At 45.3% G+C, this 6425-nt stretch carries 7 protein-coding genes; 3 read left to right on the top strand and 4 right to left on the bottom strand.

Translation table 11 applies throughout. The annotated features are described in order from the left end of the window. A partial coding sequence (locus ED312_RS01870) for an outer membrane beta-barrel protein (RefSeq protein ID WP_123214300.1) occupies positions 1-958 on the top strand: 958 nt, incomplete at its 5' end. Between the two features lie 122 nt (positions 959-1080). Here ED312_RS01870 and ED312_RS01865 read toward each other — a convergent pair. Both ED312_RS01865 and ED312_RS01860 read right to left on the bottom strand, forming a co-directional pair. After that, positions 1081-1848 carry an enoyl-CoA hydratase/isomerase family protein gene (locus tag ED312_RS01865; protein ID WP_123214299.1) on the bottom strand — a complete coding sequence of 256 codons (768 nt, stop codon included), beginning with the start codon at positions 1846-1848 and terminating at the stop codon, positions 1081-1083. A 47-nt stretch (positions 1849-1895) separates the two neighbouring features. Continuing rightward, positions 1896-3248 (bottom strand): MATE family efflux transporter, encoded by a 1353-nt coding sequence (locus ED312_RS01860; RefSeq protein WP_394342838.1) that lies wholly within the window; start codon positions 3246-3248, stop codon positions 1896-1898. A 154-nt stretch (positions 3249-3402) separates the two neighbouring features. On the opposite strand from ED312_RS01860, the gene ED312_RS01855 reads away from it, so the two are divergent. After that, positions 3403-3777, top strand: a complete 375-nt coding sequence (locus ED312_RS01855) for a VOC family protein (protein WP_170164427.1) — start codon at positions 3403-3405, stop codon at positions 3775-3777. Between the two features lie 17 nt (positions 3778-3794). On the opposite strand, the gene rsmI is transcribed toward ED312_RS01855, so the two are convergent. Together rsmI and ED312_RS01845 are read right to left on the bottom strand one after the other, a co-directional pair. After that, the gene (gene rsmI / locus ED312_RS01850) at positions 3795-4472 is read right to left on the bottom strand and encodes a 16S rRNA (cytidine(1402)-2'-O)-methyltransferase (RefSeq protein WP_123214304.1); all 678 of its coding nucleotides are present in this window, start codon (positions 4470-4472) and stop codon (positions 3795-3797) included. 157 nt (positions 4473-4629) lie between these two features. Beyond that, positions 4630-5313: a hypothetical protein gene (locus ED312_RS01845; RefSeq protein WP_123214297.1), complete on the bottom strand. Its 684-nt coding sequence runs from the start codon at positions 5311-5313 to the stop codon at positions 4630-4632. A 416-nt stretch (positions 5314-5729) separates the two neighbouring features. Between ED312_RS01845 and ED312_RS01840 the strand changes: the two genes are divergently transcribed. Continuing rightward, positions 5730-6380, top strand: coding sequence for a thymidine kinase (locus ED312_RS01840; protein ID WP_123214296.1), 651 nt, complete (start codon positions 5730-5732; stop codon positions 6378-6380). The last annotated feature ends 45 nt before the right edge of the window (positions 6381-6425 follow it).

Here is a 6425-nt window from a genome sequence, read left to right as displayed (position 1 = left end):
GATAACCGATAATAACCGGGTCGCTCAACGGGACAATAAAGATAATACCACAAACGTAAAGCCACACGGCCGTGTGGCTCAACAGGACGGTAAGACGATTACGGATAATAGCCAAGTCGCTCAACAGGGCAGCGGCAAAGAAGAAAATAAAAAATCCTTACTGGAAGCCATCGCAGAAATGGAAAATGATGCGGAACATGAAAAACAAGAGCGCTTAAAAGAAAAAGGAAACAAGAAGTGGAGTATAAATCCCAATGTGGCCCCTGTTTACTATAATTCACTCAGTGGCGGATCGCCCATTGACCCGGAGTTCAAGGACAATTCCAAATCAGGGAAAGTCAATATCAGTTATGGTGTCAATATAGCATATCAGGTAAACGAGAGGTTAAGCCTGCGTTCCGGTATAAATAAAGTAAACTACGGTTATAATACAAACGACATCTCTTTTGCCCCTGATTTTGAGGCCCGCTCACTCGACAATATTAATTATGCCCGCCAATCCGGAAAAGCTTCCGGCCTTTATGTGGCGAACAGCCCTTCGGAAGGAGGGCCTCCGGTAGCCGCAAGAGATGAAGTAGCCTCCAGTTTTGCACCACAAGAAGGATTAATGCAACAGGAATTCGGTTACATAGAAGTTCCCATGGAACTGAAATACCGGGTATTGAATGAAAGATTCGGCCTTAACCTCATAGGAGGGGTCAGCTCCCTGTTTCTCACGGACAATTCCGTATTACTGAAATCGGATGCCCTTGCAACCGAACTGGGAGAGGCCAACAATATAAATAATATGAATTTCAGTACCAACGTGGGACTCGGCGTGGATTATCTGTTATCGGACAAACTCCAGTTACAGGTAGAGCCCATGTTCAAATACCAGTGGAATACATTCTCCAATGACAACGGTGGTTTCAAACCGTATTCATTTGGCGTATATACAGGCTTTAGTTTTAGGTTTTAGTTAGTTAGGTTAGTTTTATTATTTACTCAAAAAGCGTTTAATGCTGTAAAAAGGTTGTCCTGTTGTGGGATGACCTTTTTTCATTGAAGGGCCCTTCAATGAAAATAATGGGAAAACACGAATTATTTTTTAAATTTTTCCAGTGCTTTCCGGGTAAATTCGGAGAGGACAAGATTTCCGGAGATTTCCGCGCGGGAGCCTAGTAGTTCGTCCCAGTGGGAAGTCCCTTCCCATAATATTCTTTTCATTTCCGAAAGGGCTTCCGGATTGTACGATGCCAGTTTTTCGGTAAAAACGTCGATTTCTTTGTCCAGTTCACCAATACGGTCAAAAACCCGTGCATACAAGCCTTTTTCCTTGGCCCAGTAGGCGTTTTTCCATTGATCCGGTGCAAGGGTGAGTTCCGCCAGTGCGGCATTGCCCATTTTGCGTTCTACGGCCGGAGCAATTACAAAAGGACCTATCCCTATGGTAAATTCGGATAATTTAATGGCAGCCGCTTCGGTTGCCAGGACATAATCACAGGCAGCAGCCAGGCCTACACCGCCACCTACCGCTTTTCCCTGCACCCGCCCCACAATAAGCTTGCTGCATTTACGCATGGCATTGATGACGCCGGCAAAACCGCTGAAAAATTTTTTCCCCCGATCTGCATCGGCGATTTCCACGAGCTCGTCAAAAGATGCCCCGGCACAGAATGCTTTTTCTCCTTCGCTCTTCAGCACGATCACCCGGATATCTTCTCTTTCCGAAAGTATATAAAATTCTTTTTCCAGGCGCTCCAGCAATTCCCGGGGAAACGAATTACCGGCCGGATGTCCGAATTCCACAATAGCAATGTTGCCTTCGGTTTTGGTATACAAACTTCCGTTGGGACGTGTAGTAGCCATAATGCAAGATTTTTATTAAACGAAGCGTGATTACGAAATTACGAATATTAATCGACTGCCTTCAGATATTTTCTCCTGAATTTAAAAACCAGAGCTCCGGACCGCACCAGCATCCACACCATGAAAGCCATCCAGATACCATACAGTTTAAAGTTAAAATAATCCGTTATCAAAAGAGTGGGGGTAAAGCCAAGAAAAGTTGCTGCAAGCAATACGTTTCGGAGATATGCCGCTTCACCCAGTCCCTTAAAAATACCATCGAACATAAAGGCAACCGCATTTACGGGTTGCATGAGAAGTACCATCCAGAAAACAGATGCAAAAGAAGCCAGCACCAGGGGGTCCTTATTAAATATGAGACCTATGGAATCATAAAATATACCGCAAACCAGCATAAGAATAACAGCTATACCAATAGCATATTTACAAATATCCACACTCAGATACCACAACCTCCTGTAATCTCCCGCCCCCAGCAATCTTCCCGAAATAGCGTTGCCCGCATTCGCATACCCGTCGATAAAAAAAGAAAAGAACAGCCATATGTTCATAAGCATACTCTGGGCCGCGATGTAGTTCCTTCCGTAATCCGTGGCATAGGCGTTGGCCAGGTATATGGCAAAATTGAGTGCAGCTGTCCTGATAAAGAGATTAAAGCTCATGCCCAGCAGATCTTTTATACGGGGATTGATCTTCCGGCGCACCCTGAAGGAAAACGGGGTCCTGCTAATATAAAAATACAAGGCGATGCACAGCATCACCAACTGGGCTGCCAGGCTGGCATAAGCCGCACCTTTAAGGTGCAATGGCGGTACAACACCTTCTATACCGTATACCAGCACATAATCCAGCACAACATTAATGATGGCACCGGCCAGGCTGGCCTTCATGGCCCATAACGTATTCTGTAACCCCCGGAATACACCGAAAAGGGCAAAAGTAACCAGTGTAAGAGGATATCCTACAGCCCTTATGCGGTAATAGTCCACACTGTATTGCAGGATAAGGCCTTCCGCATTGTATGCCCCGAAAATAAGTCCGGCAAACAGGGAGGTGAAAATAAAAATGGCCAGGCTTAACAGCAGGTTAAAAGCAATGGCCTGCGGTACAAGGGTACGCACGGCATGAAGCCTGCTGGCCCCAAGATGCTGGGAAACTATAGCCGATATCGCTGTTTTTGTCTGGGCAACGATCCAGATTATCGCGGAAAGAAAGGACCCTACAATACCTGCCGCAGCAAGGGCTTCCACAGGATGTTCATCCACATTTCCGATCACCGCAATATCCGTAAGGGAGATCAACGGTTCGGCTATTCCGGCAATAACAGCCGGAACAGCCAGCCTGTTAATCGCCCCGAACGACACCTTTTCTTTTATATCTTTTGCTTTGGATACGGACAAAACATTCTCTTTTGGCTGACAAAAATAATGCGAATATAACTTTCTGCCGGAACAAAATCCTTCCCGATCCGAACCAAATTAATTTTCCACGTGGAAAATATTACCCCGGCATTGACGTTGATTATCTAATTAAACAGGATATAAGATGAGACGGATGAAACTAATAGTCGGGCACCAGCAGGTAATGCCCTATCTACTTACCGAAAAGGCAGATATCCTTGTGGAATTCATTAAAAAAATCTTCGGAGGACAGGAAATGATCCGGATACTAAATACAGATAAAAAAATCCAGCATTCGGAAGTAAGGATAGGCGACTGTACTATTCTTCTGGCGGAAGCTCCGGCAGCAGGCCGGGCTATACCGGGCTGCATGTATGTATATGTAAAAGATACGGACAAGACCTATTATGAGGCATTGGATGCAGGGGCGCAATCTCTCATGATCCCTTTTGACGAAGATGACAATACCAGGAGCGCAGGTTTCCGGGACCCTTTCGGGAATACCTGGTGGATTGCTACGCTGGTTTAAAGAACTTATAACTTTTATTACCTGACCTTGGCTCCGCCAACGACAACTACTATTTCTCCTTTGGGTGGTTTCTCCTTAAAATGATTAAGGACTTCTTCCATGGTTCCTCTGATGGTCTCTTCATAGATTTTGGTAAGTTCCCTCGATACCGAGACCGGTCGGTCCGCACCGAAAATATCGACAAAATCACCGAGGGTCTTTAGCAATTTATAGGGAGATTCGTAAAAAATGATGGTACGGGTCTCTTCGGCAAGGATTTTCAGGCGGGTCTGTCTTCCTTTTTTAGCGGGAAGAAAACCTTCGAAAACAAATTTATCATTAGGTAGTCCGCTATTTACCAGAGCCGGCACAAAAGCGGTAGCTCCGGGCAAACATTCTACTTCCAGTCCATTCTCCAGACAGGCCCTGGTGAGCAGGAACCCGGGATCGGATATCGCGGGTGTCCCCGCATCCGAAACAAGGGCAATGGTCTCTCCTCCGGCAATTCTCTGCACTATACTATTCACCGTTTTATGCTCATTGTGCATATGATGACTTTGCAACGGCGTAGTAATACCATAATGTTTAAGCAATTTTCCGCTGGTCCGCGTATCTTCGGCCAGAACGGTATCTGCTTCCTTCAGGATAGCAACGGCCCTGAAGGTCATATCTTCCAGGTTACCTATAGGAGTAGGTACGATATAGAGTTTCGACATGCTCGTTTTTCTCACCGGGTGAGATTTGAAATGCTCCGTCCCGACAACCATCGGGACGCTTCTGAATTTTTTTATGGTCTTTCATCCGGCTTCCGGACAAATCCCGGGACAAAACCGGCCTGCCCGCGTTTAAAGCGGCTTAAGGTGCCGGGAAGTACTATCCGAATTTCTGTTCGAGAAGGTACATGAAACGCTCCTCATATTTTTCCTTTCCTTCCCAATTGTTATAATCCGGTTTTATCATATGGCGGATAAAGCTTTTGACCTCTTCCTCACTGTCTATCGTATTAATCTGCGAGATCACCCGGTTATAATCCTCCGTACTGTCATTAAAAAGATGCTTTATAAAAGCGAGCTTATCGTTCAGCCCTATACTGATCCCCTCTTTAAACCGGTCGTTAAGAGAAGATACTTTTGGTTGCACCCCGGTTTTTTGCAATACCGGCACTACGTCATCCGCATCCCGTTTTTCAAATACGGGGTCGGGCATAATATCAGCGAGAATATCTTCCAGTGTTTCTTCTTCCGGCATTTCGGCTACCATGTCTTTGATCGTATCTATACCTGGCACAATAATATCTTCGCTATGCGGATTGCTTTCCGGCACACTCGTATTTTCTTCTATGACAGCTCCGGCAAGTTGTTCGAATTTCCGGAGGGCCTCACTCTTTCCTGTTGTGGGCTGTATGACCCCGAAATGCTCTTCCACAAACTTCAACAAGGTAAGTTTCTCATAGACTTTCTGCGCCTGCACCTGTAATGCAGCCACATCTTCCTTTCCTTTGAGCTTAAGGATGTCATGGGCTATGCTGACCAGTTCGGATTCCAGTTTCTTTTTCATCGCTTTATTTTTAATGTTTATCCATAGTATCTTTTTCGGACTACCGGAAAAAAATCTTTTCCTCCGGGGATTATCTCAAAATATAACTTTTTCCCGGAACAGATACAAATATATTAGCATTATTATAACATCTCATCTTTAAAAAGCCCCCTTCTCCCCGGAAATACGTCACATTTTTTTCCTTAGCTTTGCAAGGATTTTAATGAAAAAAAATTACTTTAGTTCGCACAAGTTTCATACCAAACGGATATGGCACCTGTTCCGACAGTTTAAAATTTTTATTTTCTTTGGTATCACAACAATATTTTACCCACCATCGGGAATATGCATAGGGGTTGAGCCATCTTTCCCGGGCTAAAGGGAAGGCAAAAAAGACAACATCCGCCTATGTCTGTTTCCGAGTTGAAAAATACGAAATGTTTCTCGAAAATACGGTTAATCATAAAGAACAATTTGGCTGGATAGAAGTAATTTGCGGCTCCATGTTTTCCGGAAAGACGGAAGAACTTATCCGAAGGTTGCGGCGGGCACAGATAGCCAAACAGAAAGTGGAGATCTTCAAACCCTCTATAGACACGAGGCACAGCGAAGATATGGTGGTGTCCCATGATGCGAACGAGATACGGTCTACCCCGGTCCCTGCCGCGGCCAACATCCGCATACTTGCCGACGGTTGTGACGTAGTAGGTATTGATGAAGCCCAGTTTTTTGACGACGAAATAGTAACCGTATGTAATGACCTGGCCAATAAAGGTGTCCGCGTTGTGGTTGCAGGCCTGGATATGGATTTCAAGGGAAACCCCTTCGGCCCCATGCCGGCTCTGATGGCCACCGCAGAATATGTTACCAAAGTACATGCCATCTGCACCAGAACGGGAAATCTGGCCAATTACAGCTTCCGGAAATCAAATGACAACAAACTCGTACTGCTCGGAGAAACGGAAGAATACGAACCGTTGAGCAGGGCTGCCTTCTACAAGGCCATGCTAAGACAAAAAGTGAGCAAAATGGACGTGAAGGACCCGGAGGACCTGTCCGAAAAAAAGAAAAATGACTCTACCGGATAAACACATAAAATAACACGCTTTCCCCTACCGGAACACTACCTCCGG

The sequence above is a fragment of the Sinomicrobium pectinilyticum genome (genome assembly GCF_003725735.1).
GTDB classification, from domain to species: Bacteria; Bacteroidota; Bacteroidia; order Flavobacteriales; family Flavobacteriaceae; genus Sinomicrobium; species Sinomicrobium pectinilyticum.
This window is presented reverse-complemented; position numbering and strand designations above follow the sequence as displayed.

What these genes read in the sequence shown, in the direction of transcription:
- ED312_RS01845 (WP_123214297.1), bottom strand. Translation starts at nt 5,313, where the DNA reads ATGAAAAAGAAACTGGAATCCGAACTGGTCAGCATAGCCCATGACATC.
- ED312_RS01840 (WP_123214296.1), top strand. Translation starts at nt 5,730, where the DNA reads ATGTTTCTCGAAAATACGGTTAATCATAAAGAACAATTTGGCTGGATA.
- ED312_RS01855 (WP_170164427.1), top strand. Translation starts at nt 3,403, where the DNA reads ATGAAACTAATAGTCGGGCACCAGCAGGTAATGCCCTATCTACTTACC.
- rsmI (WP_123214304.1), bottom strand. Translation starts at nt 4,472, where the DNA reads ATGTCGAAACTCTATATCGTACCTACTCCTATAGGTAACCTGGAAGAT.
- ED312_RS01865 (WP_123214299.1), bottom strand. Translation starts at nt 1,848, where the DNA reads ATGGCTACTACACGTCCCAACGGAAGTTTGTATACCAAAACCGAAGGC.